Origin of the sequence: Paenibacillus pseudetheri (genome assembly GCF_924513355.1) — a bacterium.
Classification (GTDB): domain Bacteria; phylum Bacillota; class Bacilli; order Paenibacillales; family Paenibacillaceae; genus Paenibacillus_AQ; species Paenibacillus_AQ pseudetheri.
On record NZ_CAKMAB010000004.1, the window covers coordinates 22,693 to 48,741 of the forward strand.

Here is a 26,049-nt window from a genome sequence, read left to right on the forward strand (position 1 = left end):
CTCTGACAGCAGAGGTGCTTTTTGTTGAAACAAACACATTAATCTTGTTCATCGTGGAACATATCTCATTGTTTATGCTTGGGAGGCCATCAAATGATTTTATCTTTAGACCAAGGGACTACGAGTTCACGAGCCATAGTGTTCGATAAGGACGCTAGAATCGTCTCACAAGGGCAATATGAGGTACAGCAATCTTTCCCCCACCCTGGCTGGGTGGAGCATGACCCAGAGCAAATCTGGGCGTCACAACTTGCAGCTGCAAGAGATGCGATTACTCATGGCAGGATAGTGTCTCAGGAATTATCTTCCATCGGAATTACAAATCAGAGGGAAACGGCCCTAATCTGGGTTAGAGCAACAGGCAAGCCGATTTATCCTGCGATTGTGTGGCAGGACAGACGTACTGCAGAGTTGTGTGAAGAGATCAAGAGTAAGGGGCTAGAGGGACTCATTGCTAGCAAGACGGGACTCGTTGTGGATGCTTATTTTTCTGCAACAAAATTCTCCTGGATTCTTGATCATGTGGACGGCGCACGTGAGCGGGCGGATAATGGGGAGCTATTAGCTGGGACGGTAGACAGCTGGCTAATCTGGAGGCTTACTAGCGGGGCTGTACATGCCACTGATGTAACCAATGCATCACGTACGATGCTATATAATCTACATAAGCGCTGCTGGGACGAAGAGCTGATGGAAGAGCTTCGTGTACCACGTTCCATCCTGCCAGAAGTGAGGATGTCCGGTAGTGAATTTGGAACAGCAGACGCTCAGTGGTTCGGGACAGAAATACCTATTCACTCTGTATTGGGAGATCAACAAGCTGCTTTGTTTGGACATACTTGTCTTGAACCCGGCAGTGCCAAAAACACATATGGAACTGGATGCTTTATTCTAATGAATACAGGTACAGAAGCTGTAGTCTCCAGTCATGGGTTGTTGACCACTGTAGCTTGGGGAATGGGGGATGAACTCTATTATGCACTCGAGGGCAGTGTGTTTGTAGCCGGAGCGGCTGTACAATGGCTTCAGGAGGGGTTAGGCCTCATAACGGAGCCAGCAGGCTCGGAGGACAAAGCGCGGGAAGTTGAGGACAGTGAAGGGGTTGTCGTCGTACCAGCTTTTACTGGACTAGGTGCACCTTATTGGGATATGTACGCACGTGGAGCAGTTTTCGGTCTAACTAGAGGAACGACCTCGGGGCATTTGGTAAGAGCAACGTTAGAGTCACTAGCATTTCAGTCTAGAGATGTAATTGGGGCGATGGAAAAAGACGCAGGCATGCCTTTGACCGGCCTTCGGGTAGATGGTGGTGCTGTTCGTAATGATTTGCTGATGCAGTTCCAGTCTGATATCCTCGGTAGTGAAGTTACTCGAACTACACATGCGGAGACGACTGCGCTAGGAGCAGCACTTCTGGCTGGCTTAACCTCAGGGGTCTGGACAAGAGAACAGCTAGAAAGCTTTAACAAGGCTGAGAGGGTCTTTTCACCTGTAATGGGTATAGATGAGCGTGAACGACGTTACAACGCCTGGAAAGACGCTGTAGCGCGTACCATGGGCTGGGAAAAACATGAAAGTTATCAGTAATCAGGGAGATGCATATGTCTATGGTTAACGAAACAGAATCTGATCTACCGAGTGGACTATCTAAGCCTTCACTTCGAGCACTCCATGGTGCTGGGTATACACAGCTTCACCAAATCAGTAAGCTCACTGAGTCAGAACTTCTGCAGCTCCATGGGATGGGACCAAAAGGAATTGATGAAATACGGCGTGCGCTCATTGAAAAGGGGTTATCCTTTACCGGCGAGTCCTAAAGACCAGATCAACATAAAAAGCGGCAGGCCAAGGATTATCCTTAGCTTGCCGCTCTTTATGTTGTAATGCTTAATATTCAATAACAAATGCTACGTTTTGCCATCCAGCGCCCACTGTCCAGAACAGAACTTTATCTCCACGTTCGATCTTTCCTGTAGTAATAGCTTTGTGTAGAGCGAGAAACGGGCTACTGGTTGAGGTGTATCCGAATTCATCACCTATGTAAACCGCTACATCACTATCAATACCCACTTTTTCACAGACACCAACGATATTAGGCAGTGAAAGCTGTGAGAAACAGGCTGCTTTAATAGATTCAGGCGCTATGTTGTTATCAGATAGAAGCGTGCGAATCGATTCAGAAGCAGCATCTACGCAAATGGAATCATCAAATGGAATGAACTTCACATTGAATTCTCCAGCCGCGACGCCTTTTCTACCCAGATTAGCCAAGCCTTCAGCCGGGAACATGGAGTTGCCGTAAACGCATGTGTCTGTTTGATAGATAGAATCAATGAAGCCTACCGCATTATCATCGCGCACAAGAAGGACTGCCGCAGCTGCATCACCGAAGTTAGCATAATAGACAGGATCATTCTTATCTGCATGAGGTGCTACATAATCGGACCCGATGACCAAAGCACGTTTAATTCTAGGATTGGCTTGCATTTGCCGGCTCACCTGTTCAACGGAAGCAGTCATACCCGCACAGTTAGCGTTGCTGTCAATACAAATTGTATGGGATGCGCCGTTAATTAAACGGTGAATCATTAAAGAGTTAGTAGGAAAGATATATTCAGGAGTTTGACTTGCATAGGCAATAAGATCGATATCTGCGCCAATGAGATCATTGTTATCCAACACATTACTGGCAGCCTCGAAAGCCATCGTCAGGGAGTTTTCTTCCTCATTCTTAATGCTATAGCGCGTATCACGACCTAAAGTGGTCAGTAGACCTCGGATATCAATACCCTTTTCGTCAAAATGCTTAATAAAAAAGTCGTTACCAACTTTATTACTAGGATGATAGATATCAATGTCTTGAATACGAATTCCGGTCATATGAATGAATCCTCCTGAAAGACTCTATAGTATTTTTTAAGTCATATGAAGAATTAAGCAGTAACCGTGGAAATGATCTCGATGTTATCTAGTCCTGCTTTACGACCCAGGCGAGCAAGCTGCATTTTAAGAATTGGGTTATTCTCAAGAGTTAGATTTACTTTTACAAATCCATCATTCTTAAACATTACGAAGCAACCTTCCAAAAGAGGTACAACATCAGGTGCAGTTACATTTAGCTTTCTGCAATCGATTTGTAATTCATAGTCTGCTGGAGTGATAGGATTAATAGTTTGTTGATAAGCTTGGATTGATTTCAAACCATCTTCTTCAGAAAATGTTCCTTCCAGCTCAATATTGATCACTTTTTTAGTAGTGTCTGTCTTTAAAATAAACTGTCCCACGTTAACATCTCTCCCAATACTTTAATTTTACTGAAAATAATTACTGTATTTCTTCAATCGTTTCGAGAAGAATATTAAAAGCGGTGATGATTCTAGGTGCCCCTATAGCGGGTACTAAGTGTAATAGAATACCTTTGAGTTGTTCTACAGTAACTCCCACACGAAGAGCCATCACATAATGAACACCCAATTGATCAAACTGACCCATCGCAATCAGAGCAGAGATAACTGCAATTTCCTTCCAGTCAGCTTCGATTGTGTTGCGTTGAAAAATATCGCCGTAGGCATTCCCCATAATAAATTCAGCCAAATCGGGGAAATGTTCTTTAATCGGAGCCAGTGCTTTAGCTCCGTAGTCTCCTGAGAGGTTCGTGAAGTGGTTAAGACCACTGTTTACATTGTCTTTCATAAGTGACCTCCTAGTTTAGGTTCAAAGTACGGTGAGCTGTCGGAGGGACCTCATCACGGTCTGTTAACAGTTCAATGACGGCAACACGGTTAATTGCAACAGCGTCCTTGATGGCTGTTTCGAATTCCTCCGCTGTCTCACATTTATAACCCGTAGCGCCTAGTGATTCTGCGAATTTTACAGCGTCCATAGGGACTTCGTAGATAGTTCCGTCAATACGTCCTGTAGTCTTTTCCATACCTTTTAGAGCCATATCTAGCTGTTTATTATTTACAACAATGAATATGACAGGAATATCCTTGCAGACAGCAGCGTTGATCTCTGCTCCTAGCATCATAAAGCATCCATCTCCTGTAATGCAGAAGATCGTTTCTTCTGGAGCAGCAACCTTTGCACCAATCGCCATCCCGATGGAATTACCCATACAAGCAAAGTAAGCATCGAAAACAAAACTGCCCGGTTTCTTAACCTTGTACCATTTCGCAGCATGGAAACCGTGACTTCCATCATCAACAAAGACTGTGCTGTTATAAGGAATCAAATCACTCATCGTACTCAAGACCGATGCAAGTGAAAGGCTTGGTAAAATCGGAGGCTCTTCGGTATAATCGGAATTTGTCGGTGCTTCGCGTTTTGTGATGTTGTTCGTGTCAATATTATTGAGATAACAAACTAGATTGTCGCGTAGATCTCCAGTCACTGGAATCGTTTTAGAGAACAATATTTTTCCGACAAAAGTCGGATCGCTATCAAACTGAATTAATGTTGTAGGATGATTTTCCCTTTTAAGATTACAAATAGTCATATCACTTAAACGTGAGCCGAGAACGATAAATAGATCACTTTGATTCAATAAGTCATCCCCATGGGTACAACCGCCTACTCCAATTGGACCGTGATAGAGTGGATGATCCCAAGCTATAGCCCCTTTACCACCTGGAGATGTAACAACAGGAATATTAAATGTTTCCGCTAATTGAATTAGCTCACTATGTGCTCCTGAGCGGTTAACGCCTTTCCCAGCGATAATTATTGGATTCTTTGAGTTATTTATAGCATCAAGTACACGGTCGATATTTGCGTGGCTAACCAGTGATTCGCGTTCAGGAATTACAATATTACATTCCTCTAGCAATTCCGTTTGTACATCAAAGGGAATACAAAGGTGAACGGGGCCGCGATTACCGCTCAAAGCAATGGAAATGGCATGATTAAAGATTGTGCTAAAGTGATCTCCACGTTCAATAAGTTTGCTATATAAGGTGGCAGGTCTAAACATATCAGCTAAATCAGCTAGAAAAGAGGTAGAGTCCTGACATTGGGGAATTCCAAGCTCTTTAATAGATTGATGGCCAGTAATAAATAGGACAGGTAGGTTGTTGGCCTTAGCATGTGCTGCTGCAGTTAATAGGTTTGTTCCACCAGGACCTGAAGTACCAAAAGCTACACCTAGTTTTCCAGTTTTCAGCGCATACCCGGCTGCTTCGAAGCCGGAACTGGACTCATGTCTCCCAGGAATAAATTCAATACCATAATCTACCATTTTGAGAACGATAGGACAAATGGATTTGCCAATAATACCAAAGGAATGGGTAACACCTAGGTTCCGTAGTGCTTCCGACATGTAATCTGCGACTGTCTTCAAAAAAATACACCTCACAAGTTGATTGTTATTTTGAAATCAAACATTAGAAAACCTGTGCTCTGAAATAGGGCACAGGTTGGTGGCATAAATCGCCATAGAGACTGAACAATAGTTCAGTCGTCTTGGTTTTCAGCAACCTGGCAGTCATGGCCTCTGATTTAAAAATGAGGCTGTAGATCCATGGTTTTGCGTCATCCTCTTTCGAAGATTTTGCCAATATTAATTTTAAAATTTATAAGAATAATTTTCCTTTACAATATATTCCTAGAGGGCCTTTGTCAATATATTTTCGCAAATTAACTCGAATTTTGACGAAAGTCTTGTCCAACCTATGAAGTAATAGATATCCAAAAAAACTTCCCCCTAAGTCAAAAGTTAGGGGGAGTTTTTTGGATTTGTTTATATGATTTGCAAATGACTTAAAACTTGAAAATATGGATGGTCTTCTGTAGATTAAACACAGCCTGTGTCATTTTCTCAGTTTCTTCAGCGACGGACTGCAGGGCATTAATTTGTTCATTCATAGCGGCGGATACTTCCTCGGTGCCGGCAGCGGTTTGCTGTGTGATTGCAGAGATATTCTCTATTGCACTTGAGATTTTCAAGGCACTTTCCAACATCAGATCACTTTCAGCAGAGAAGGAAGAGATTTGCTCGGTAATATACTGCACACTTTGCACAATTTGAGCAAAAATATGAGCAGATTGAGTGATCATCTCATTCTGTACCTGTACGACTTCTTCGTTGATAGCGATATTGTCAATCGCTTGTTTGATATCAGTTTCGATGCTCCGAACTAAGCCAAAGACTTCCTTTGTTGAAGCCGTTGATTCCTCGGCAAGTTTACGAACCTCCTGTGCGACTACAGCAAATCCTCGACCATGCTCTCCGGCACGTGCTGCTTCGATGGAGGCATTCAGCGATAAGAGGTTGGTCTGCTCAGCGATCTCTGTGATGGTTTTTGTAATCATCGTAATTCCGCGAGCATTTTGAGACAGGGCTTCGATAGTATCAGCTACTTTTTGAGTAGCCTGGATGTTTTTACGCATGCCTTCAGCTTGAGTATCAACGGATTGCCGTCCTTGTTCAACTAGTTCTAATGTATGTATTGAACGTCTGTTCATTTCTTTCGTTGAGTTCGTATAATTGGATACTTTATTCTCAATATCTTTAATGGATTCTGTCATTTCAGCGATATCCGTAGATATTTCATTTGCACCAAGAGCTAGCTCGTTAGACGAAGAGGCTACCTGTGCCATGACAATTTTTAAATTCTGATTCTTATCTTCGATTCCACGGCTTGCATCCATAACTTGACGAGTGATTTGTGATGCTTCTGTCAAAATCTTCTTGAGCTTGTCAATCATAGTATTAAAGGAACGACTTACGTCCCCCATAGACCCGTTCTCGTCGGCTCTACTTGTAAAATCCCCTTTTGAAATACTATGAGATACATTCGCGATATCATCAAAAGAAGATGTAAGCGTTCTCTCGACAAAGCGGGCCACGGGTAAAGTTAATGCAGCAAGAACAACGATTAGTACAATACCCAAAATAATGTTGCCTAAGATCATAAAAGTAACTAAAACAGGAATGGCAAATAGTGTGGCAACGAGGTAACATCCGGCAACAATTCTTTGTTTTAACGGAAGTTTATGCATCCAGTTCATTGGTATAATGTCCTCCTTATTAATATTATGTATTGGTGTTATTATATGGGATTTAAAGGTGATTGGTCTATAGTAAGAACTGACATAAATCTTCTTTTAGGAGTAGTTCTTTAGATTTCGTGTCAAAAATTCTCATAAATAGCGGAAATTTTTGCGATAGCAGACTTTACCATCTCTAAAAGTTCTTGTGGTGAAAGTACAATAACCGATGGACTAAAAGAAAGGATTATCTGGCAGGCAGACTCGATCGTATTAAATTCGGCATCTAAGTTCACCCACTCTGCATTGCTAGTTGGCTCTATCAATTGGACGGAGACGAATCTTTCTCGCTGTAATTCTTTTAAGACAGATGTTCTGACCCTTAGCTTTACTTGATACTTTGGCAGTGCTGCTTTAAAGGCCGTGGTGGACTCCTCCCAGTACTGTTTTAAATCAAAGTCATCAGGTCTTTTAAACCACTCATGAGTCTCCTCAACGTTAACTAATCTGGACACGCGAAAAGTTCGTAGTTCATCCTTGCTTTTGGCTACGATATACCAAACGCCGCGTTTTGCAACTAACCCAAGAGGTTCAATGAAACGGACCGTTGTCTCGTTGCTCCGGAGATAAGTGATTTTTACTTTGCGGTCCTCCCAAAGTGCTCCCTGCAGTACAGAGAGGAACGGATAAGTCTCATCCGAAGGATGCCAACTGGCGCCATCAATATGAATACGCTCGCTTAGGTAATTTGCTGGGTTACTAGTTCGATGTGAAGATGCAGCCTCTAGTTTGAGAACAGCGGAAGAGTAGTCATCTTGTATCCCCAGATCCTTCATTATAGATGCGTCAGCGGACAGAAGCAGTGAACCAATCTCTAGTGGCTTCATTCCCGTTAGGGAGGTTCGGTACCCTTCAGTAAGCATCCAACCTCCTTCACGACCACGTTCAGCTAAAATGGGTATCCCTGAAGCACTTAATGCTTCCATATCACGAAACACAGTTCGTTCTGATACCTCGAGTGTTTGGGCCAATTCTCTAGAAGTCATTTTTCCGCGGTTTTGCAACAGAAGCAATATAGATAACAAACGGTCGGCTCTCATTAGGCTATTGTCCCTCCTCGTATTAATTATTGAACGATCACCATTAATTATTTCTAATTATATTATATATGTCAGTTGATGTCATATATACGGATTATACTTATAAAACGTAAGGAATGATTACAGAATATTGAAATCTGAATTTATGTGGAAAGGGTTGAGGACTATGACATTGAAAGGGAAAGTCGCATTAGTTACCGGGAGCAGCAGAGGTGCTGGGAAGGGGATCGCTTTAGAATTAGCAAGAAGAGGTGCTTTTGTCTATATTACAGGGAGGACCACAGATATATCCGCCACAGAACATATTAAGGGGAGCATAGATAGCGTACTTAGAGAAATAAAAGAGAGTGGAGGTTCTGGTGCGGTAATACGATGTGACCATACGAAGGATCAGGAAACAGAAGTAGTGATCCGTCAGATCGCTGAAGAGCAGGGACGACTCGATATCTTAGTTAACAACGTATGGGGAGGAAATGATTTAGCTATCGAGCAGAAGCCTTTTTGGGAGTTACCTACAGCTCATTGGGACAATATGTTTAATGCCGGTGTGAAAGCACAGATGATCACAAATTATTACGCAATTCCCTTCATGCGCAAGGCAAAAACTGGTGGTCTAATTATCCATACAACCTTCTGGGATCATTATAAATATTTAGGCAACTTTTATTATGATCTTTCTAAAAATGCACTTTTACGTATGGCTTTCGGATTGTCGAAGGAGTTGAAGGAAGACGGCATTGCGGTTATTTCACTTTCACCTGGATGGATGAGAACAGAAGCGGTTCTAGAAGCCATGAATACAGATGAGGAACATTGGCAAGAAGTTGGGGAACTGAAAATGAGTGAATCGACGACATATATTGGTCGAGCTGTAGCTGCACTAGCCGCTGATCCAGAGGTTATGTCTATGTCCGGTGAGCCGCAGCAGGTTGGAAAGCTTGCTGAAAAGTATGGTTTTACTGATATTGATGGAAGGATAATCCCATCATTCATAATGTAGGGAAGAAAAAGATTCATTAAATAAAAGAAAGGCCACTCCAGTGTATTCTGGAATGGCCTTTTATAGATTAAAGAAGGATGATTTCTTCAGCAGTATTAATTTCTGGTAAACCAGCAAGCTTCACAAGGACATGCTTAGGAACAGCTTTGTCAACGGTCAGCAGCATGATTGCAGCGCCCCCAACAATTTTACGTCCTACTTGCATGGATGCGATATTTACATCGTTCTCGCCAAGCAATGTACCCACAAGTCCGATAATCCCTACTTTGTCGTTATGGGATACAAAGATTTGATGACCTTCAGGAGCAATATCAACGGGGAACTTATTCACTTGAACAATCCGTTCTCCATAACCTTGCAGCAGGGTGCCGGCAACAAGATACTCTTGGTCACGATCAGCTTTTAGAGTAACAGTAATCAGATTGGTAAAGCCTTTAGTTTTAGAAGCTTTAGTTATTACTACGTTCACGTCGCGTGTTTTTGCCAAATGCATGGAGTTTACGATATTAACGTCCTCTGCAAAGTGGCGGGAGAGCACACCTTTTACAATGTAGCGGGTTAGTGGTTGGGTATCTACATCCGAAAGATCACCAGCGTATTCAACATGGATCTCACGGATAGCAGCAGCTGCAATTTGGGTAACAAAGCTGCCCAGTTTTTCCCCAAGCGTGAAGTAAGGTTGAAGCTTATTCATTACACTTGGAGCCACTGGAGGAATGTTGACCGCGTTAATGAACGGTTCATTACGCAGAATATGCAACACTTGCTCCGAAACATCGATCGCCACATTCTCTTGAGCTTCAATCGTAGAAGCGCCAAGGTGAGGAGTCACGATGATTTTTGGATGAGACAGGAAAGGATGATCTGCTTGCGGCGGCTCTTTCTCGAATACGTCGAACGCAGCGCCAGCAACAATACCGCTATCTATAGCTTCTACTAATGCCATTTCATCAATTACACCACCACGTGCACAGTTGATGATGCGCATTCCCTTTTTCATCACCTCGAATTGCGGGCGAGAAATCATATGGCGTGTTTCCGGCGTAAGTGGAGTGTGCACAGTAATGAAGTCTGCTCCGCGAACAACCTCGTCTACAGAAGCCAATTTAACTTCCATCTTTTCAGCACGTTCAGCTGTTAGGAAAGGATCAAAAGCAAGAATTTCCATACCGAAAGCTTTGGCGCGTTTAGCCACTTCGCTACCGATTCTGCCCATTCCGAGTACACCTAAAGTTTTGCCGCGAAGCTCTACACCTATGAATGTTTTTCTATCCCAGGTTCCACCGATTGTTTTTGCATAAGCTTGTGGAATATGACGGGCCAGAGCCATCATCATTGCGAAAGCATGCTCACAAGTCGTAATTGTATTTCCATCAGGAGCATTGATTACAACAATACCACGCTTTGTTGCAGCATCCAGTTTGATATTATCTACACCAACACCTGCACGACCAATTACTTTTAGATTTTTTCCTGCTTCGATGATTTTGTCTGTTACAGTAGTTTGACTGCGGACAAGGAGGCCATCGTATTCACCGATAATTGCAATGAGTTCGTCTTCGCTGAGTCCTGTTTTTTTGTCAACAACAACATCTTCTGCGTCCATCAATTGCTGAATGCCCAAATCACTGATTGGATCCGATACTAATACTTTAAACATGGTTTCTTATCCCCCTTAAAGTTGAAAAGCTTTATATGTCGAGGACGCCTTTTTGGGCAATCCACAATACCTGAAGATTCACGAACTAGTAGAGAAAAAACATGTGATAATAGTAGATCAACGCGGTGTCGCATAAAAGAAGCTGCTTGCAGAAGTGCCGCGGAATCGGTAACTTTGGGCAAAAGGATAGTATAGATTAGGGATTTAGAAATTAAAAAAACTCCCGACCCCCATACTACTGCCGTAGTAAGGGACGAGAGTTATCTTCGTGGTACCACCCTAATTCACTGCAACTTGTAAGAAGCAGCCTCATTGGCCTGCAAGGCCACACTGGTAACGGAGTTGATCCGATTGCACCTACTTTAAGGTTCGATACAATATCTCAGGAGCGCTAAAGACATCTGCTTGTCACCGGTTTGCACCAACCACCGGCTCTCTGAAGACTTCCAGAATCTTTGTTCCATCATCGTTTTTTTTGATTGATTAATTTTTTCATAATGTAACACGGTAATGTAGATGTGTCAATAGGCTTTGAAAGTAGGCTTTCTTGAAGTGAACTTCATTTTTCGTTATGATTCAATGACTGGTTCTATTCATAAAAAAACGGGAGCTGTGGAATCGTCTCTTTGCTATAGTACTGCTCTCGCCACTTCGTAAAATCCTCTACTTGTATAGCACCTGTAGAAATAAGCAGGGTGACTGAGGACTGAACATCTGTAAGATTCAATGAACTGGCTGTACCAGAATGTATCAAATCGTCTATTTTTGCGGTAATGTCCTGAGGATCGAAGGCTGCGAAAATTTCGCGATTTAACATCATATCAGCAATAGATGCGTTCTTTTGAAGAAGAGGCATTTTTTTCCACTGTATAAAGGACATGGTCTTTAGCTCACCAGCATCAGAAGGGATTTTCCGGTTTGTCTTAGAGCCCCACTTTAGCATAGAATCATAAAAGTTCTTTTGTGCGAGCAATCCGAATTTAACCGCACCGGCAGTATAAGGATCATTTTTCAGCAATTTTGCCGTCTCAGCACCAGATGCACTTGCACTTATTTCACCAGAAGCTTTTGAGAATAAAGTTAAGCTTTTGAGTATGTTCAGCTGTGATTGATGTAATAAGGGAGAATTGGAAAAAATAGAGTCCTGGTTAACTCTTTCATATTGTTTATCTGCTAGAAGGCTAAGATTCTTCATAGCTGCTGCATTTACACGGGCATCTGTACTGCGTGCCAACTTGTCCACTTGTGTGTTCCAATTCTGCTTGAATTCCCGATAAGGCAAAAATACGTTATGATAGAAAGTAACAAGATCCTTCTGTTGGTAAGAGCCCGTGAATTCTTCTAATCCATATCCATTACTGCTCTTTTGTTGCTCATATTTAGCTTCCGTTTTGTCTGCGCCAACCTTGACGCCTGTGAAAAATGCGGCGAAGGCACAAATAAGGAAAAACAAAAAAAATAGAGTGTACAACATTTGTGTACGGGAGTTACGTTGGCTCATAATAAGTGCTCCTTTTTCTGGGGGAATTATCCTATGTATTATGTATTGATAGCAACATTATGGACGGTTTCTCTTTCGGAGCTGCCCCAAAAAATCAAAGAACAGGCAGGTCACGATGAAAAAATTTAAATTTGGCGAGATTAAGATAAAAAAGGTAGAGCCAGGTCAATTAACAGACCGTCTTCTGCTCCTCAATCTCTACATTACTCAGGGGCTTACATTAATTATCGGTTTGATATGGATATTATTTCAGAAAAGAAATCCTTTTCAGCTATTAATTTTTCCAGAAAACGTACATTTTGTGGCATGGGGTCTTGGACTTGCCGCTGTAATGCTGGTAGTTGATTATTTATTGACTCATATTGTACCTGAAGAAAGTATGGATGACGGGGGAATAAACGACCTTTTATTTCGAAATCGGCCCGTATGGCACATTGTTGTAATTGCAGCAATGGTATCGATCTGTGAAGAGCTTCTGTTCAGAGGAGCCATTCAGTATTCCATTGGTCCTTATTGGACAAGTATTTTGTTTGCTCTTATTCATGTTCGTTATTTGCGCCACTTTATACCTACCGGATGGGTATTCTTAAGCAGCTACGGTTTGGGATATATTTACATCCAATCAGGAAGCTTATGGGCACCTATACTATGTCACTTCTTCATCGACCTTTTCTCTGGTCTGGTGATCCGCTACAGGAGGGAATCATGAGTGAGGAATTGAGCCGATTGAAGTCTCGTCAGAAAAAGCGTGGTGTCGAAGGCAAAACTTCCGGCAAAAGTAAAAAAACGAATCCGCGATCGGAGGGGACTCCTAGAAAGAGTAATCATTCACGGACAACAACGGCAACTTTATCAAGGAAAGCGCGCCGTCCGGCAGCTTCTGCGAAGGGATCTAACGCTGGAAACAAAGAGCAGGAAGAATCTGTTCCATCACGTTCAAATACGTATTCATCAGAACGTGTTCGGCTTAGTAAAATGTTTGTTAACTCTCTGATTTTCATTTTTGTAATATTGCTGGTAGCCCTCCTCTGGTGGGGAATCGAAGGGGCACCGCCTTTGAGTACTTTATGGTGACTTTTTGGATTTGGGAATTGGTTGTGGTTGTGCTTTTGATTGTGCTAATCATTGCAATGATTATGGTGAGTAACGCCTTTAGAAACAGAATTATTACCGAGGAAATAATTTTGAAGTTGCTCCCAGAAAAGTTTGATGGATTTCGTATTTTATTTATAACTGACATCCATCGCCGCCGCCTTCCAACAGCACTACTGACTCCGTTAAAGGGAGAGGTGGATGCTGTATTATTAGGCGGTGATCTAACAGAAAAAAACAGTCCTCTGGATCGACTGGCTGATAATATGACTTTAGTTACTTCTATTGCTCCTACCTATGTAGTACATGGAAATCATGATTATCGAGCTAATATTTCACTAGTTGATCAGATTATTCGAGGCAGTGGAGCAAAACTGTTAATAGATGAGAATGTGCGTATTGAACGTGAGGGAGCTTTTCTTTGGTTAACGGGAGTGGATTTCCCGAAAAAGGGAGGAAACACTTCTTATCGTTCATTACCTGGATTAGCGTCACGTGCTTCTTCAATAGATGACACTTGTCGTATCATTCTTGTTCATGATCCGCTCTGGTTGTCCAAACGTCAAAGTGTGCCAGCGGATCTGATATTAGCAGGCCATACGCATGGAGGGCAGGTCATTCTTCCTTTTTTGGGTCAACGACATGTGGAAAATTTCTATCATAAATATGATGCGGGAATATTTCAATGGCCAAGAAGGGATGGGACAGGAAGGGATGCGAAGCTGCTGATTAGCAGAGGGTTTGGAACTTCACACTTGCCGATCCGCTGGGGAAGTCCTGCTGAGATGCACGTGCTTACACTCCGTAAAGAGAAACATTAAAAAGTTGTCTTTGTACAGTTGAATGGGTGGACATAAAAACAGGTAATCTCCTTTCCCTCTAGGTGATTACCTGTTTTTATTTGTCCAACTTAGGAATTAGCGCATCTTAAGTTCAATGCTGCGAGGGTCTACAAAGCTATAGCCCTTGCCTTCAAGAGTAGTAAGCAGTTTATCCAACGCTTCGACTGTCCAAGGCAGCTCATGCATCAGAATATTACTGCCAGAATGCAGTTGGTCCGTCACATTTTTGATTAACTTATCTGTTTTTCCGGTTTCTTTTTCTTTCATTTCCCAGTCCAGCGATCCATTGGACCAGGTCATATACAACATCCCATTCTCAGCGGAAATCTTCTTGCCCACATCTCCGCCAGCACCATGTGGAGGACGGAAAAACTGAGGGGCTTCACCGATAATCTCCTTGACCGCATTTTGAACGTCTTCGATTTGCTTTTTGACCTCAGTGTAAGACTTGTCCTTCAATACAATATGATCCCAGCTATGGTTGCCGATAACTCCTCCGCGGTTATGAATTAACTCTAGAAGCTCGGGATGCGCTTTAACACGGTACCCGTTCACGAAGAAGATCGCTTTGGCCTGATGTTTGTCCAGAACATCCATTAACGGATTAATCATGTCTGCATCTTTGGGACCGTCGTCAAAAGTGAGCAGCACAACTTTTTTATTTGTAGTTTCCTCATTTGGGACGATGTCGTAATTTTTGTTCATATGGTACAGCAGTGGAATTTCAGCGGAGGCTTGATCCTTACTGGCTGTATTATTACCTGTAGTTCCTCCATCTGCTGTCGCTCCAGGAGTAGGGCTGGCTGTTACTTCAGGGGAAGGCGCTGTTGTTTCTGAGCTCTGTGTAGCTGCCGCCGTAGGTGTATTGTTTGTGGTGTTTGCATCCTCCGCTGTCTTTCCATTTGCACCGCTGTTGCCACAGGCTGTCAGCAGTAAGGTAGCCAGTAGGAGCACTGATGTCATTTTACCCACTTTTTTCAACTCGCTTTCTTCTTATTAGGTTGCATGAGCGGCAATCTTTCCGCGAACACTAAACATGATTTTACCATACAAGGAGGCTGAAAATATGAATACTTCGTCATTTTTTTGTGGGGTGCTGATGGGCGTGGCAGCCAGTATGATTATGTCCAAAAAGCGGAATGCTGTAATGTCTTCGCTGGGGCAATCGGGCGGTTCCATGAGTGGAGCTGCAGATAAAGCAAAAGAAAAAATAATTGGTATGGCTACAACAGGGTTTGGAAACACTTCTGCTTCAAGCAGCAATACAAGCAGCAATGCTCAAAGTAATGGTTCGAACAGCGGAACCTCTGAGCATAAAACGGAATCACCGGTAAAATCAAAAGAATCCAATCTCAAATTACTGAAGGATTTCATTCGCAACAATCCTGAAGTGAAGAGCGAAGTGGAGCAGATTCTTAAAGAAACGCATACTGCCATACCGGGATTGTAACCGTAAAGGACTCCTTCAGAATCATTTTGAGGATGAAATATTCCGCAGAATGATTCTTTTTTTATTTTCAAGGGCTTGAAAATGGTTTATGAATTAGAATAAGCTCTTCAGTAGTGGTAATGCTTTAAGAGGATTTTATATATTTATTTTCGTGCATTTATCTCTGCAAAATGATAACATACATACATAGTAACCATTTTTGGCTCATTACTCGGGACTCATCATACATTATAATAAATGAGCTTGCAAAAGGAGGATCCTGTCATGAGAATAGAGCGATTAAGTCAAGATAAGATACGGATTTTCCTCACTTTTGACGACCTGAGCGAGCGGGGCATCCAGAAGGAAGACATGTGGCAGGAAGTTCCTAAGGTTCATGACCTGTTTACGGAGATGATGGACCAAGCATATAGTGAATTAGGTTTTGATGCTACCGGTCCGCTTGCCGTAGAAGTTTTCGCATTGCCCGCCCAAGGCATGGTCGTTATAGTGACCCGAGGAAAATATGATCACCATCAGTACGGTGCGTCCGGGGAAGAAGAATTGCCAGAAGAGATTTATGAAATGGAAGTTACTCTTGAACAAAGCGACTCCATTGTATATGCATTCCGCGATTTCGAGGTTCTTGTTGAAGCGGCCCATGTGCTCATTGGTAATATTACTTCCCAGGGGAAACTGTATTCTTATAACAATAAATGGTATCTGTACTTCGATCCTAAGGAATTTGAAGAAACGGCGTTGTCAGGTCTTGTTGGTGTACTAGCTGAGTTTGGAGATTCCTCACCGGTTACTGAAGCTGTTCTCGATGAATACGGGAAGACAGTAATGCCGGAGAATGCAGTCCAGTTATTGTGTACTCATTTTAAGCGTCAGGATTAAATAGCATGATAGGGCTGATACGCATCATTTTAGCTGATTAGCCCTAGTGTTGTTCTTGATGGTATGGCGGTTATTCTTGAGTTAAAGCTGTAATTTGCCTTGCTGTAATCAGCAGAATTAGGCGCTAGGGATATAGGGAGGTTTTTCGGTGCTCGTGTTATCGGTTATTTCGTCGGCAGTAGCGCCGGGACTTGCTCTGCTGACCTTTTTTTATCTGAAAGATAAGTATGATCAAGAACCGCTTCATATCGTTATTAAGGTGTTCCTGCTAGGCCTTCTGATTGTTTTCCCTGTTATGATCATTCAGAGAGGACTAATGCTGGGGCTGAATGGCGGTCCTTATGTGGAGTCGTTTCTCATATCCGCTGGCGTGGAAGAATGTCTAAAATGGTTTGTGCTTTACCATATGATTTACAATCACACCGAATTTGACGAGCCATATGATGGGATACTATATGCCGTAGCGATTTCGCTCGGCTTCGCAACAATAGAAAATATAATGTACGCTTGGTATAGCAATGCATCAATCGGTTCCATGTTTCTGAGAGCACTACTTCCGGTTTCTGGACATGCTATGTTTGGTGTAATCATGGGCTATCATTTAGGGAGAGCCAAGTTCTCAAAAGGAGTTAAAACAAAAGGGATTCTGTTAATCTCTATCTTGCTGCCATGGTTGTGGCATGGGATTTATGACTTTATTTTGAGTACGACAGCTAACTACTGGATATGGTTTATTGTTCCTCTGATGGCTGTTCTATGGTACGGAGGGATGGGGAAAGTGGATAGGGCGAATAGCCGATCCCCGTTCCGCTTTCTGAAACGTGAAGAAGAGGTTAACCTATAATTGAGATGGACACACTTATATTCAAAGGATTGTTCCTTAGCGGGAGATTCCAGAGAGGAGAGAGGTGTCTTTTTTTGCGTATAAAAGTCCGTATACTTTGCAAACGATGCGGTGAGACCTACATATTAAGAGGGATAAAAGAGCAGGGTGTAATTCAAACTGGCTTTAAGCAATGCCTTTGCAGTAATAGCAGTGGCTTTGAAATTGAAGAAAGAGCATAAGCGCTATGCTATGCAAATTTGGAGTGAAATCCCTCTATTCAAACACTTTAGTTATATTGTGTTACAGAAGGGTGCATAAGACTCCTAGTTTATTGTCAAACTAACGCCAATAAGCTATCGAAAGGAGTCTTGTAGCCCTATGTACAAAAGATTAAGTGCTGTAATGTTCCCGCTGACTGCGCTGCTGTTAATTGGAGCGCTCGTGTGGGGTTATCAGGAGAATCAGGAGAAGAATGCGATTCTAATCAAGGCGGAGAACCAGTATCAGCGTGCCTTTCATGATTTGTCTTACCATGTGGAGCGTCTTCATGGAGAGCTGGGAAACACACTAGCTGTTAACTCCGCTTCTAACGGGATGCACCGCAAAGGACTTGTTAATGTGTGGCGGATGACCAGTGAGGCGCAAAATGAAATTAATCAGTTGCCGCTCACATTACTGCCATTTAGCAAAACGGAGGAGTTTCTATCCAAAATCTCAAACTTTTCTTATAAAGCTGGGATTCGTGATTACGCTAAGAAGCCTTTGACAGATGATGAATTGAGCAATTTAAAAGCATTGTATAAGAGCTCTGGAGAAATCTCAAAAGATTTGCAGGATGTTCAGAATAAAGTGATTGGTAGCCGTTTACGCTGGATGGATGTTGAAACCGCATTGGCTACAGAGAATAAGGCAGAAGATAATTCGATTATTGACGGCTTCAAGTCGGTGGACAAACGTGTCGAAGGTTACCCTGACCTGGATTGGGGGCCTTCAGTTGCAAGCATTTATGATAAACGCTCTGTAAAAATGCTCGGAGGCACTCCTGTTTCAGTTGAAGATATCAAACGTAAAGCCATTAAGTTTGCTAATGCAGGCTCGAATGCTAAAGTAGATGTGAAAGAACACGGCAAAAATACGAAGTGGCCTTCTTATACGGCTACAGTCAGTGGTTCGAATAATAAGCAGATTATCAGCATGGATTTCACCAAAAATGGTGGTTTACTGATCTCTTATTACGATAACCGTGAGATAGGACCTGCTAAGGTAACCCTAGAAGAAGCAGTTATCAAGGCGGAGCAGTTTCTTAAGAAAAAAGGATACCCTCATATGACTGCGGTTAATGCTGACCGTTATGATAATATCGGGAATTTAACCTTTGTAACGAGCCAAAATGATGTATTGATTTATCCTGAGAAAATGACGATCCGTATTGGACTTGATACTGGGACAACGGTTGGATTTGAGGCTAGCGAATATGTCAATGAGCATAAAGACAATCGCAAGATTCCAAAGCCAAAGCTGACCCTTGCGGAAGTGAAGAAATTTCTGAATTCGGATTTCAATGAGAATTACCATCGCATGGCTTGGATTAAAAATGATGACTCAGTAGAAGTTTTGACTTACGAATTTGGCGGAGAGGTAAATGGTACTCAGTATCGTATTTATCTTAATGCGGACGATGGCATCGAAGAGTCTGTGGAAGAAATCAGGCCTTCTTCAGGGGTAGAACAAAAGTGAAAAAACAGGGGGCATCCATTATTTGGATGCCCCCTGTTTTATTTTTAAAATTCAAATAATATTTATCTCATTGGGTGATATTCCCATGCTATAATCATTGTTAACTATACTGATTTGGCGGTGACATCTTTGTATCCTAAAATTAATGAATATCTATACATACAGGTTGCTTCCAGTGACGCTGCTGAAGCAGAAGTTGAATATAGATCGAGAATTGCAGAGACAGAGGACGACGCATTCCTGATTGAAATTCCTATGCAGGAGAGTAACGGTCGTCTGAAACGACTTTTTATGGGGGACGAGCTTTCGGTTTATTTTATAACTGAGGGTGGCATTAAAAACTACTTTAATACTCATGTTCTCGGGTTTAAAGATGATATTATTCGTATGGTCCGGATACAAAAACCAGAGGCGGATTCGATTTTCAAAATTCAGAGACGAAGCTTTTTTCGGGTGAATGCAGATCTTGAATTAGCTGTGAAGGATAGCTTTGGCAAAAGATTCCTTGTACGTACAGATGATATCGGCGGCGGAGGAACGTCTTTCTTGGTGGATCACCAAGTGAAGCTCGAGGTGGGAGCGAAACTATTCTGCTGGGTTCTAGTGCCTTATCGAAATGGTAGTATTGAGCATGTGGACTTTGAAGGTGAAGTGGTTCGGATTAAAAAGCTTGAAAATGGGCGCCAGTTGGCCATGCTGAAATTTGTGGCTATTACGGATAATGAACGTCAGAAAATAATACGTTACTGCTTTGAACGACAGTTTGATTTCCGCAACCGATAGGCATTTTTCTTAGCTCTATTAAGCGTTCTGATTTTGCACTGAAGTATAAACTGTGGTATAATTTTATAAGTCGCAGGCAATGCCTGCTTTTTTCTTGATAATATCATCAAGCATATCCATTTGTATGTGCTCCTTGATATTGCAGGAACGAACTTAACATCGCTAGATGCTTTTTTTATGAAAGAGTGTTTGAGGAGGAATGCCCCGTTGGATAGGCAGGGTACACATACTTACGACAGAATTAACGTCGCCATCGACGGACCTGCCGGGGCAGGCAAGAGTACTGTAGCCCGATTGGTAGCCCAGAAGCTGTCTTATATTTATGTCGATACAGGCGCAATGTACCGGGCAATCACCTGGTATATGATCCGAGAAGGCATTGAACCGGAAGATCAGAATCAAGTGAACCAGAAAGTTCACGACATGGTTATTGAACTTATTCCGGAAAAAGACATCCAGAAGGTGCTAATTAATGGGGAGGACGTAACGCCGCATATTCGGAGTCTTCAGGTTAGCGGCCTTGTGTCGCAGTATTCGAAGATCGAAGGTGTAAGGTCCAGACTAAGTCATTTGCAGCGTCAGATGGCGCTTCGCAAAGGCGTTGTAATGGATGGCCGCGATATCGGTACGACCGTGCTGCCCGATGCCGAAGTAAAGATTTTTATGACGGCAAGTGTGGAAGAAAGAGCTCTCCGTCGCTATAAGGAATTGAGAGACGCGGAATCGGTGACGCTTCAGCAGCTTGAACATGATATTGCACAGCGGGATCGTCTGGATGAAGGACGGGAGATTTCACCGCTGCGCCGTGCGGAAGATGCGATTCTTCTGGACACGACCTTTATGGATATCGATCAAGTCGTGGAGGCCATTGTATCCCATTGTAGATCTCATGTTGACGGGGAGAGAAATCATTTATGATTTATGTATTTTGCCGAGGATTGCTTCGCTTGATTTACGCAATTGTTTTCCCGCTTAAGATTGTGGGGGAAGAGAATGTGCCAAAGGAGGGCGGGGTGCTGCTCTGTGCCAACCATATTAGTTTGCTGGATCCGATGACTATCGGGATTAAGTTAGACCGTCAGGTAAAGTATATGGCTAAGGCAGAACTTTTTGAGGTTCCTGTGCTTGGCTGGCTCATTAACAAATTGGGTGCTTTTCCGGTCAAACGTGGTGGTGTAAGCAAAGAATCCATTAAAACGGCCCTTAACACACTTCGTGGTGGTAATGTCATGGGTATCTTCCCGGAGGGTACGCGTAACTCTGACGCCGGAGTTGCCAAGAAAGGTGCTGCAAGCTTCGCACTTCGAAGCGGTGCTGCAGTTGTTCCAGCCGCTATTGTCGGTGAGTACAAACCCTTTCGACGGATGGTTGTAGTCTATGGGGCTCCTATAGATCTCAGTCAATTTGCCGGTGCAGGAAGTGAATCTCTCGAGGCTGTTACCGATGTCATTATGGAACGCATCAATGAGATGAAGAAGTCGGGTATACCAACCGTTGGTTAGGGGATAAAAAGAATCACAAATTTCGTCCTGTGCTATGATTAAATAACGGCATAGTCGCTATTTTTTGGAACATACTATCTTTAAGTGTAATTTGTAATACCAAGCAATGCTTGTTTTGAACTCTGCTATACGCAGGTTTAAATAAATGGGGTTTTGAATCGAGGAGGCTAATCACATGTCTGAAGAAATTAAAAATCAGGAAGCTACGGAGAGCAATGAAACCGTAGAAGCGGTGGAATCCGCTGTGACAGAAAATAACGGAGCTGTAGAAGAAGTTGCTGCCGTTAACGAAGAAGAAGTGACTAACCAAGCTGACTTGGAAATCATTTCTCTGAAAAAAGGCGATACCGTGAAAGGAACAATCGTCAAAATTGAAGATAACCAAGCTTATGTAAGCATTGGATATAAATACGACGGTGTGATTCCGATTCGCGAATTGTCCGCAGTACAACTGGACAACGCTGCTGCAGCGGTAGAAGTTGGACAGGAAGTAGAATGTAAGGTTGTTAGCATCAACGACAACAAGGAAAGCCTTGTTCTTTCCAAACGTGCTGTTGATAGCGAAAAATCATGGGAAGATCTTGAGAAGTACTTTGCTTCCCAAGAAGCTTTCGAAGTTACTGTGGCTGACGTTGTTAAAGGCGGTCTAGTAGCTGATGTTGGAGCACGTGGATTTATCCCAGCTTCCATGGTTGAACGTCACTTCGTTGAAGATTTCAGCGATTACAAAGGCCGTACCCTTCGCGTCAAAGTGAAAGAACTTGACCGTGAGAACAGCAAAGTAATCCTGTCTGCTAAAGAAGTTCTTGAAGAAGAGTTCGAAGCCAACAAGCTTAAAATTATGGCTGAACTGTCTGAAGGTCAAATCATTGAAGGTACTGTACAACGTCTGACCCAATTCGGCGCGTTTGTTGATGTTGGCGGAGTAGACGGTCTTGTACACGTATCCGAAATCGCTTGGAATCACGTAGAGAAGCCTTCTGATGTAGTTTCTGAAGGTGATAAAGTACGTGTTAAAGTACTTAAGGTTGATCCTGAAAAAGGAAAAATCAGCCTGAGCATTAAAGCTGCTGCTCCAGGTCCTTGGGATTCTGCTGCTGGCGAAATCAACATCGGTGATGTTGTAACAGGCGTTGTAAAACGTCTTGTGAACTTCGGAGCATTCGTTGAATTGCTTCCAGGTGTGGAAGGTCTTGTGCACATTTCACAAATCTCCCACAAACACATTGCTACTCCACACGAAGTATTGAAAGAAGGACAAGAAGTACAAGTAAAAGTACTGGACTTCAATCCATCCGAGAAACGTGTTAGCCTGAGCATCAAAGAAACTGAAGAAGCTCCAGCACCTACTGCTAGACCTGAACGCAGCAACAGCAGAGACAGAGCTCCTAAAGAAGTATTGAATAACCCTAACGTTTCTCTAAGCAACGAAGGCCTTAGCTTTACGCTTGCTGAACGTTTTGGAGACAAGTTGGACAAATTCAAAGGTAATAACTAATCCTGCTTTTTGAATATACGGGTAAAGTAATCGGCGAGCCCTCGATACGGGGGGTCGCCGATTCTCTTTTTCCACTGACAGAAAGAATTTATTGAAGCTAACATGAGTGTTAGCCAATTTTAATGTTTTTTGCTATGATGAGAATCGTAAGGATGACAGGAGGAATGAATATGGCAAGACCCGTTGTGGCAATCGTTGGGAGGCCTAACGTCGGGAAATCGACGATTTTTAATCGGCTGATTGGCGATAGATTGGCCATTGTAGAAGATAAACCGGGAATTACACGTGACCGGATTTATGGTATTTCAGATTGGAACGGTAAGTCGTTCAGTGTGATTGATACCGGAGGTATTGAAATTGATGGAGATGACACGATTCTGAAATCCATCCGCGTTCAAGCGGAGCTGGCGATTGAAGAAGCGGATGTTATTGTATTTATGTGTGAGGCGAAGAGTGGTGTGACGAATTCAGATGAAGAGGTAGCTCAGATTCTGTTCCGTTCAGGTAAACCGATCGTTCTTGCTATCAATAAAGTGGATAATATGAAGCGTGCAGATGATATTTATGAGTTCTATAGCCTAGGCTTTGGAGATCCAATCGGAATTTCCGGTAGTCATGGTACAGGACTCGGTGACTTATTGGACGCTGTCGTAGAACGTCTGCCAGAGAAAATAGATGATGAATATGATGACGATGTCATTCGTGTAGCTTTGATTGGCCGTCCGAATGTAGGTAAGTCCTCTTTGGTTAACGCAATTCTGGGTGAAGAACGCGTTATCGTTAGTGATATTGCAGGTACTACTCGCGATGCTATTGATACGCCTTTTGAACGTGATGGACAACGTTATGTGCTTATCGATACTGCAGGTATACGCAAAAAAGGCAAGGTATATGAGAACATTGAGAAATACAGTGTTATGCGTGCGATGCGTGCGATTGAACGGGCTGATGTGGTTCTCGTTGTAATTAACGGTGAAGAGGGCATCATCGACCAGGACAAGCATATTGCTGGATATGCACATGAAGCCGGTAAAGCCTCTATATTTGTTGTGAACAAATGGGATGCCATTGAGAAAGACGACAAGACTATGCAGAATTTCGAGTCTAAGATTCGTGACCATTTCTTGTTTATGAGTTACGCACCGGTTGTCTTCTTGTCGGCTTTAACTAAACAGCGCCTGCAAAAACTGCTACCAGTGGTACAGCATGTATCTCAACAGCATGCACTACGCATTACTACGCATCTGGTGAACGATGTTGTATCGGATGCTATTGCGATTAACCCTCCTCCGACTGACAAAGGCCGTCGCTTACGTATTAACTACGTAACGCAGGTTGCGGTGAAGCCACCGACGATCGTGGTGTTCGTGAATGACCCATCGCTGATGCACTTCTCCTATGAACGTTACTTGGAGAATAAAATCCGCGCGGCGTTTAATTTCGAGGGAACGCCAATCCGTCTCTTTACACGGCGCAAATCCGAAAACGAAGGTTAGGGGAGAAGAAGTGTGGCGCTTGAACTTCTGGTTATCGTTGTAAGCTATTTGCTTGGTTCTGTCAGCTTTAGTGTGCTGTTCGCCAAGCTACTAAAGGGAATTGATATCCGTCAATATGGGAGCGGCAATGCGGGGGCTACCAATACACTGCGTGTACTGGGAAAAGGTCCTGCGATATCTGTGCTAGTGCTGGATGTACTGAAGGGTGTTGCTGCAGTTTGGTTAGGAACTTGGGTAGGTGGCTGGGGAACCTGGGTTGCTGCTCTTTGCGGAATCGCTGCCATTGTCGGACATAACTGGCCGCTTTACTTTCGTTTCCGTGGGGGAAAGGGCATCGCTACTACGATCGGTGTTATGGCCACACTGTGTTTATGGCCTGCACTGCTCGCCGGTGTCATCGCCATAGGATCTATCTTTATCACTCGTTACGTGTCACTTGGCTCGTTGATTTTTGTCGCGCTGACACCGGTCTTTCTATTGTTGACAGGATTTACACAGCCTGTGCTCTGGACCAGTATTATCATCGCGGTTTTTGCCTTCTGGCGGCACCGGACGAACATTGTTAAGATTGTAGAGGGTCGTGAGAACAAGATCGGCTCAAAAGTAAAAGGAGGGAATCGTGTTGTCTGATAAAGTAACCGTACTAGTAGCGGGGAGCTGGGGAACTGCGCTGGCAAGTGTGCTGGCTGCGAATCACTCGGAAGTTTATCTGTGGACACGTAACTCTGATCAAGCTGCCGAGATCAATGGTTCTCATATCAATAATAAGTATTTACCTGGGATTTCCCTGCCCGCAAACATCATTGCAACCACCGATATGGAGACCGCAGTTTCCGGTTCTAAAGCGGTTGTTATTGTAGCCCCATCTTCAGGTATGCGGCAGGTTGCTCGCAGTCTGAAGCCGTTCTGGAAGGATGAAATGCTATGCGTTCATGCTACGAAGGGCTTTGAGACTGAAAGCAAGAAACGGATGTCCATCGTTATTGCTGAAGAACTCGGCTGTGACGAAGGGCAGATTGTCGTTCTCTCCGGACCGAGTCATGCAGAGGAAGTAGTGCGCCTGTGTCCTACTACAGTTGTTGTGGCTTCACCTGATGATAAGCGTACTGCTGAAGCACAGGAATTGTTCATAAACAATGATTTTCGTGTATATACGAACCGTGATCAGGTAGGAGTAGAGCTTGCCGGTGCACTAAAGAATATTATTGCACTCGGTGCAGGTCTATCCGATGGTCTTGGATTTGGGGATAACGCTAAGGCGGCGCTTCTGACACGTGGACTGGCCGAGATTTCTCGGGTGGGAGTCGAGCTTGGAGCGAATCCTTTGACCTTTGCAGGGCTTGCAGGTGTTGGCGATCTTGTAGTGACTGCTACGAGCCAGCACAGCCGTAACTGGCGTGCAGGCTTTATGCTCGGGCAAGGGAAACCACTGGATGAGGTGCTAGAGTCGATGGGAATGGTTGTCGAAGGTATTCGTACCACGGAGGCAGCTTATGCCATTTCCATCAAACTAGGGGTCCAAATGCCTATTACAGATCAAATTTATCATGTCCTTTTTAAAGGTAGAAGTCCACGAAATGCTGTCGAAGCTCTGATGGGCCGTGATCGTAAACCTGAGCTTGAGGCGATATCTCAGGAAACTTGGGAGCAGTGGCATTCCTGATCCTGTTCACCTTTTTCCGCAAATTCTCATATG

The 26,049-nt window shown here is 43.3% G+C and carries 26 protein-coding genes, 1 riboswitch and 1 other annotated feature; of the genes, 17 read left to right on the forward strand and 9 right to left on the reverse strand.

The annotated features are described in order from the left end of the window. The first annotated feature begins 93 nt into the window (after window positions 1–93). Together glpK and L1028_RS04500 are read left to right on the forward strand one after the other, a co-directional pair. Window positions 94–1,587, forward strand: coding sequence for a glycerol kinase GlpK (gene glpK / locus L1028_RS04495; protein ID WP_234531799.1), 1,494 nt, complete (start codon window positions 94–96; stop codon window positions 1,585–1,587). Window positions 1,588–1,607: 20 nt separating this feature from the next. Further along, a complete protein-coding gene (locus L1028_RS04500; protein ID WP_341482479.1) occupies window positions 1,608–1,817 on the forward strand; it encodes a DNA-directed RNA polymerase subunit alpha C-terminal domain-containing protein in 210 nt (69 codons plus the stop codon). A gap of 70 nt (window positions 1,818–1,887) precedes the next feature. Here L1028_RS04500 and L1028_RS04505 read toward each other — a convergent pair whose 3' ends face one another. From L1028_RS04505 to L1028_RS04530, 6 genes are all read right to left on the reverse strand, one after another. Continuing rightward, window positions 1,888–2,880: a 3-oxoacyl-[acyl-carrier-protein] synthase III C-terminal domain-containing protein gene (locus L1028_RS04505; protein WP_234531803.1), complete on the reverse strand. Its 993-nt coding sequence runs from the start codon at window positions 2,878–2,880 to the stop codon at window positions 1,888–1,890. Window positions 2,881–2,933: 53 nt separating this feature from the next. Further along, window positions 2,934–3,284 carry a hypothetical protein gene (locus L1028_RS04510; protein WP_042190245.1) on the reverse strand — a complete coding sequence of 117 codons (351 nt, stop codon included), beginning with the start codon at window positions 3,282–3,284 and terminating at the stop codon, window positions 2,934–2,936. Window positions 3,285–3,324: 40 nt separating this feature from the next. Further along, the gene (locus tag L1028_RS04515) at window positions 3,325–3,693 is read right to left on the reverse strand and encodes a carboxymuconolactone decarboxylase family protein (RefSeq protein WP_234531804.1); all 369 of its coding nucleotides are present in this window, start codon (window positions 3,691–3,693) and stop codon (window positions 3,325–3,327) included. Window positions 3,694–3,703: 10 nt separating this feature from the next. Then, on the reverse strand, window positions 3,704–5,338 hold the full coding sequence (locus L1028_RS04520) for a thiamine pyrophosphate-binding protein (RefSeq protein WP_234531806.1): 1,635 nt from the start codon (window positions 5,336–5,338) through the stop codon (window positions 3,704–3,706). Between the two features lie 128 nt (window positions 5,339–5,466). Further along, a riboswitch (cyclic di-GMP riboswitch) is annotated at window positions 5,467–5,563 on the reverse strand. 194 nt (window positions 5,564–5,757) lie between these two features. After that, entirely contained in the window at window positions 5,758–7,008 is a 1,251-nt protein-coding gene (locus tag L1028_RS04525) for a methyl-accepting chemotaxis protein (protein ID WP_234531808.1), read from the reverse strand. Between the two features lie 122 nt (window positions 7,009–7,130). Continuing rightward, on the reverse strand, window positions 7,131–8,087 hold the full coding sequence (locus tag L1028_RS04530; protein ID WP_234531810.1) for a helix-turn-helix transcriptional regulator: 957 nt from the start codon (window positions 8,085–8,087) through the stop codon (window positions 7,131–7,133). A gap of 166 nt (window positions 8,088–8,253) precedes the next feature. Between L1028_RS04530 and L1028_RS04535 the strand changes: the two genes are divergently transcribed. Then, window positions 8,254–9,087 carry an SDR family NAD(P)-dependent oxidoreductase gene (locus L1028_RS04535; protein WP_234531811.1) on the forward strand — a complete coding sequence of 278 codons (834 nt, stop codon included), beginning with the start codon at window positions 8,254–8,256 and terminating at the stop codon, window positions 9,085–9,087. A gap of 67 nt (window positions 9,088–9,154) precedes the next feature. Here L1028_RS04535 and serA read toward each other — a convergent pair whose 3' ends face one another. Then, window positions 9,155–10,747: a phosphoglycerate dehydrogenase gene (gene serA, locus L1028_RS04540; RefSeq protein ID WP_234531813.1), complete on the reverse strand. Its 1,593-nt coding sequence runs from the start codon at window positions 10,745–10,747 to the stop codon at window positions 9,155–9,157. A 246-nt stretch (window positions 10,748–10,993) separates the two neighbouring features. Next, window positions 10,994–11,223: a binding site (T-box leader), on the reverse strand. Between the two features lie 113 nt (window positions 11,224–11,336). Then, window positions 11,337–12,248, reverse strand: a complete 912-nt coding sequence (locus L1028_RS04545; RefSeq protein WP_234531815.1) for a hypothetical protein — start codon at window positions 12,246–12,248, stop codon at window positions 11,337–11,339. Between the two features lie 115 nt (window positions 12,249–12,363). Here L1028_RS04545 and L1028_RS04550 point away from each other — a divergent pair, with 115 nt between their 5' ends. Genes L1028_RS04550 through L1028_RS04560 form a run of 3 tightly spaced genes read left to right on the forward strand, consistent with a single transcriptional unit; the run spans window position 12,364 to window position 14,161 of the window. Next, complete coding sequence (locus L1028_RS04550; RefSeq protein WP_234531817.1) at window positions 12,364–12,957, forward strand: CPBP family glutamic-type intramembrane protease; 594 nt, start codon at window positions 12,364–12,366, stop codon at window positions 12,955–12,957. Further along, complete coding sequence (locus L1028_RS04555) at window positions 12,954–13,322, forward strand: hypothetical protein (protein WP_234531819.1); 369 nt, start codon at window positions 12,954–12,956, stop codon at window positions 13,320–13,322. Before L1028_RS04550 ends, L1028_RS04555 begins: the two co-directional genes overlap by 4 nt. After that, window positions 13,316–14,161 (forward strand): metallophosphoesterase, encoded by an 846-nt coding sequence (locus L1028_RS04560; RefSeq protein WP_234531821.1) that lies wholly within the window; start codon window positions 13,316–13,318, stop codon window positions 14,159–14,161. The genes L1028_RS04555 and L1028_RS04560 overlap by 7 nt, the downstream gene beginning before the upstream one ends. Before the next feature lie 96 nt (window positions 14,162–14,257). On the opposite strand, the gene L1028_RS04565 is transcribed toward L1028_RS04560, so the two are convergent. Next, the gene (locus L1028_RS04565) at window positions 14,258–15,163 is read right to left on the reverse strand and encodes a polysaccharide deacetylase family protein (protein ID WP_423803013.1); all 906 of its coding nucleotides are present in this window, start codon (window positions 15,161–15,163) and stop codon (window positions 14,258–14,260) included. Between the two features lie 85 nt (window positions 15,164–15,248). Between L1028_RS04565 and L1028_RS04570 the strand changes: the two genes are divergently transcribed. From L1028_RS04570 to L1028_RS04620, 11 genes are all read left to right on the forward strand, one after another. Continuing rightward, window positions 15,249–15,632: a hypothetical protein gene (locus tag L1028_RS04570; RefSeq protein ID WP_234531823.1), complete on the forward strand. Its 384-nt coding sequence runs from the start codon at window positions 15,249–15,251 to the stop codon at window positions 15,630–15,632. A gap of 264 nt (window positions 15,633–15,896) precedes the next feature. Beyond that, window positions 15,897–16,511 carry a genetic competence negative regulator gene (locus L1028_RS04575; RefSeq protein WP_042190227.1) on the forward strand — a complete coding sequence of 205 codons (615 nt, stop codon included), beginning with the start codon at window positions 15,897–15,899 and terminating at the stop codon, window positions 16,509–16,511. Window positions 16,512–16,659: 148 nt separating this feature from the next. Next, window positions 16,660–17,355 (forward strand): glutamic-type intramembrane protease PrsW, encoded by a 696-nt coding sequence (gene prsW, locus L1028_RS04580; protein WP_234531825.1) that lies wholly within the window; start codon window positions 16,660–16,662, stop codon window positions 17,353–17,355. Between the two features lie 360 nt (window positions 17,356–17,715). Then, complete coding sequence (gene ypeB / locus L1028_RS04585; protein WP_234531827.1) at window positions 17,716–19,074, forward strand: germination protein YpeB; 1,359 nt, start codon at window positions 17,716–17,718, stop codon at window positions 19,072–19,074. Between the two features lie 129 nt (window positions 19,075–19,203). Further along, window positions 19,204–19,857 (forward strand): flagellar brake protein, encoded by a 654-nt coding sequence (locus tag L1028_RS04590; RefSeq protein ID WP_234531837.1) that lies wholly within the window; start codon window positions 19,204–19,206, stop codon window positions 19,855–19,857. Window positions 19,858–20,064: 207 nt separating this feature from the next. Continuing rightward, window positions 20,065–20,775, forward strand: a complete 711-nt coding sequence (gene cmk, locus L1028_RS04595; RefSeq protein WP_231573321.1) for a (d)CMP kinase — start codon at window positions 20,065–20,067, stop codon at window positions 20,773–20,775. Next, window positions 20,772–21,359 carry a lysophospholipid acyltransferase family protein gene (locus tag L1028_RS04600; RefSeq protein ID WP_042190219.1) on the forward strand — a complete coding sequence of 196 codons (588 nt, stop codon included), beginning with the start codon at window positions 20,772–20,774 and terminating at the stop codon, window positions 21,357–21,359. The genes cmk and L1028_RS04600 overlap by 4 nt, the downstream gene beginning before the upstream one ends. A gap of 175 nt (window positions 21,360–21,534) precedes the next feature. After that, window positions 21,535–22,857: a 30S ribosomal protein S1 gene (gene rpsA, locus L1028_RS04605; RefSeq protein WP_170880310.1), complete on the forward strand. Its 1,323-nt coding sequence runs from the start codon at window positions 21,535–21,537 to the stop codon at window positions 22,855–22,857. 170 nt (window positions 22,858–23,027) lie between these two features. Continuing rightward, window positions 23,028–24,353 (forward strand): ribosome biogenesis GTPase Der, encoded by a 1,326-nt coding sequence (gene der, locus L1028_RS04610; protein ID WP_234531846.1) that lies wholly within the window; start codon window positions 23,028–23,030, stop codon window positions 24,351–24,353. Window positions 24,354–24,365: 12 nt separating this feature from the next. Then, window positions 24,366–24,983, forward strand: coding sequence for a glycerol-3-phosphate 1-O-acyltransferase PlsY (gene plsY / locus L1028_RS04615; protein WP_042129592.1), 618 nt, complete (start codon window positions 24,366–24,368; stop codon window positions 24,981–24,983). Then, window positions 24,976–26,016 (forward strand): NAD(P)H-dependent glycerol-3-phosphate dehydrogenase, encoded by a 1,041-nt coding sequence (locus tag L1028_RS04620; protein ID WP_234531848.1) that lies wholly within the window; start codon window positions 24,976–24,978, stop codon window positions 26,014–26,016. Before plsY ends, L1028_RS04620 begins: the two co-directional genes overlap by 8 nt. Window positions 26,017–26,049: the final 33 nt, after the last annotated feature.

Excerpts from the sequence above, each read along its gene's own strand:
- glpK (WP_234531799.1), top strand. The coding sequence starts at position 94 with ATGATTTTATCTTTAGACCAAGGGACTACGAGTTCACGAGCCATAGTG.
- L1028_RS04500 (WP_341482479.1), top strand. The coding sequence starts at position 1,608 with ATGGTTAACGAAACAGAATCTGATCTACCGAGTGGACTATCTAAGCCT.
- L1028_RS04505 (WP_234531803.1), bottom strand. The coding sequence starts at position 2,880 with ATGACCGGAATTCGTATTCAAGACATTGATATCTATCATCCTAGTAAT.
- L1028_RS04515 (WP_234531804.1), bottom strand. The coding sequence starts at position 3,693 with ATGAAAGACAATGTAAACAGTGGTCTTAACCACTTCACGAACCTCTCA.
- L1028_RS04525 (WP_234531808.1), bottom strand. The coding sequence starts at position 7,008 with ATGAACTGGATGCATAAACTTCCGTTAAAACAAAGAATTGTTGCCGGA.
- L1028_RS04530 (WP_234531810.1), bottom strand. The coding sequence starts at position 8,087 with ATGAGAGCCGACCGTTTGTTATCTATATTGCTTCTGTTGCAAAACCGC.
- L1028_RS04535 (WP_234531811.1), top strand. The coding sequence starts at position 8,254 with ATGACATTGAAAGGGAAAGTCGCATTAGTTACCGGGAGCAGCAGAGGT.
- serA (WP_234531813.1), bottom strand. The coding sequence starts at position 10,747 with ATGTTTAAAGTATTAGTATCGGATCCAATCAGTGATTTGGGCATTCAG.
- L1028_RS04545 (WP_234531815.1), bottom strand. The coding sequence starts at position 12,248 with ATGAGCCAACGTAACTCCCGTACACAAATGTTGTACACTCTATTTTTT.
- L1028_RS04550 (WP_234531817.1), top strand. The coding sequence starts at position 12,364 with ATGAAAAAATTTAAATTTGGCGAGATTAAGATAAAAAAGGTAGAGCCA.
- L1028_RS04555 (WP_234531819.1), top strand. The coding sequence starts at position 12,954 with ATGAGTGAGGAATTGAGCCGATTGAAGTCTCGTCAGAAAAAGCGTGGT.
- L1028_RS04560 (WP_234531821.1), top strand. The coding sequence starts at position 13,316 with ATGGTGACTTTTTGGATTTGGGAATTGGTTGTGGTTGTGCTTTTGATT.
- L1028_RS04570 (WP_234531823.1), top strand. The coding sequence starts at position 15,249 with ATGAATACTTCGTCATTTTTTTGTGGGGTGCTGATGGGCGTGGCAGCC.
- L1028_RS04575 (WP_042190227.1), top strand. The coding sequence starts at position 15,897 with ATGAGAATAGAGCGATTAAGTCAAGATAAGATACGGATTTTCCTCACT.
- ypeB (WP_234531827.1), top strand. The coding sequence starts at position 17,716 with ATGTACAAAAGATTAAGTGCTGTAATGTTCCCGCTGACTGCGCTGCTG.
- L1028_RS04600 (WP_042190219.1), top strand. The coding sequence starts at position 20,772 with ATGATTTATGTATTTTGCCGAGGATTGCTTCGCTTGATTTACGCAATT.
- rpsA (WP_170880310.1), top strand. The coding sequence starts at position 21,535 with ATGTCTGAAGAAATTAAAAATCAGGAAGCTACGGAGAGCAATGAAACC.
- der (WP_234531846.1), top strand. The coding sequence starts at position 23,028 with ATGGCAAGACCCGTTGTGGCAATCGTTGGGAGGCCTAACGTCGGGAAA.